This window comes from Streptomyces sp. NPDC054840, assembly GCF_053611065.1.
The window spans coordinates 1-1566 of sequence record NZ_JBSGZP010001066.1 but is presented as its reverse complement, the minus strand read 5'-3'; the positions used below and the strand labels follow the sequence as shown (position 1 = coordinate 1566).

The 1566-nt window shown below is 67.4% G+C and carries 2 protein-coding genes; both read right to left on the bottom strand.

Translation table 11 applies throughout. The annotated features are described in order from the left end of the window. Positions 1-120: 120 nt before the first annotated feature. Complete coding sequence (locus ACWGIU_RS37540) at positions 121-912, bottom strand: ABC transporter permease (protein WP_453712533.1); 792 nt, start codon at positions 910-912, stop codon at positions 121-123. Next, a partial coding sequence (locus ACWGIU_RS37535) for an ATP-binding cassette domain-containing protein (protein ID WP_453712532.1) occupies positions 909-1566 on the bottom strand: 658 nt, incomplete at its 5' end. The genes ACWGIU_RS37540 and ACWGIU_RS37535, both read right to left, overlap by 4 nt.

Genomic DNA, 1566 nt, shown 5'->3' with positions numbered 1-1566 from the left:
GTCCTCGAGGCCATCTGGCTGCTGGGCCTCGGCGTCTGAACGGTGATCACGACGATGGTGATCCGAGCTTGTCTTCCGCCCTCAGGACCTTGTGGGAGGCCGCCGGCACCGTCGTCCCGGCTACTTCGGATCGCGGTTGAACTGTGCCGCCGACCAGCGGTAGCCGAGCAAGATCAGGCCGACGCACCAGGCGATCGCGATCCAGCCGCTATAGCCGATCTCGGTGCCGAGGAGGAGGCCGCGCAGGGTTTCGATTGCGGGGGTGAAGGGCTGGTACTCGGCGATCGGCTGGAACCAGCCCGGCATGGTGTCGGCCGGGATGAAGGCGCTGGAGATGAGGGGCAGGAGGATCAGCGGCATGGCCATGTTGCTGGCCGCCTCGGGGTTCGGGCTGGCCAGGCCCATGCCGACCGCGATCCAGGTCAGTGCCAGGGCGAAGAGCGCGATGAGCCCGAACGCTGCCAGCCACTCCAGGACGGTTGCGTCGGTGGAGCGGAAGCCGATGGCCGCGGCGACGGCGCCGACGAGGACCACGCTCATGACGGATTGCAGGACGCTGCCGACGACGTGGCCGATGAGTACCGACGGGCGGTAGACGGCCATCGTGCGGAAGCGGGCGATGAGACCCTCGGTCATGTCCATGGAGACGTACACCGCGGCCCCGATCACGGTGCTGCCGACGGTCATCAGCAGCAAGCCCGGGACGATGTAGGCAATGTAGTCGGATCGGTCGGCGTCGCCACCGCCAATGCCGGCGCTCATCACGTCGCCGAAGATGTAGACGAAGAGCAGCAGCATCATGATCGGCGTGAGCAGCAGGTTCAGGGTCCCTGACGGGTAGCGCCGCGCATGGAGCAGGTTCCGACGCAGCATCGTGTTCGAGTCGCGTACAGCGAGGGAGAGGGTGCTCATCGGCCAGACTCCTTGGGCTGGTTGGGGACGTTGGCCGGGCCGGTCAGTGCGAAGTACACGTCGTCGAGATCAGGGGTGTGGACGGTCAGCTCGTCCGCCTCGATGCCGACGGCGTTGAGCCGGTCGAGAATGGAGCGCAGTGCGCGCTGACTGCCGTCGCTGGGGATGGACAGTGACAGTGCCTCGTCGTCCCGGTGGACCTCGCGCAGTGCGTCGACGGCGGCCTGATACGCGACCGGGTCGGTGAAGCGGAGCCGGATGTGCCCGCCCGGGATGAGCCGCTTGAGCTCCTCGGCGGTGCCCTCGGCCGCGATCTTGCCGTCGTTCAGCACCGCGATGTGGTCTGCCAGTTCATCGGCCTCCTCCAGGTACTGGGTGGTGAGGAAGACGGTCACGCCGTCGGAGACGAGGTCGCGGATGATGCCCCACATGGTGTGACGGGCGCGCGGGTCGAGCCCTGTCGTCGGCTCGTCGAGGAAGATGATTCGCGGGCTGCCGACCAGTGTCATCGCGAGGTCGAGGCGGCGCTTCATGCCGCCGGAGTAGGTCGAGGCGGGCTTCTTCGCGGCTTCGGTCAGGCCGAAGCGCTCCATCAGTTCGGTGGCGACTCGCCGCCCTTCGCGCTTGGACAAGTGGTGCAGGTCCGCCATCAGG

Bases quoted from the DNA above. Each gene is read 5' to 3' on its own strand.
- ACWGIU_RS37540 (WP_453712533.1), bottom strand. From the start codon at position 912: ATGAGCACCCTCTCCCTCGCTGTACGCGACTCGAACACGATGCTGCGT.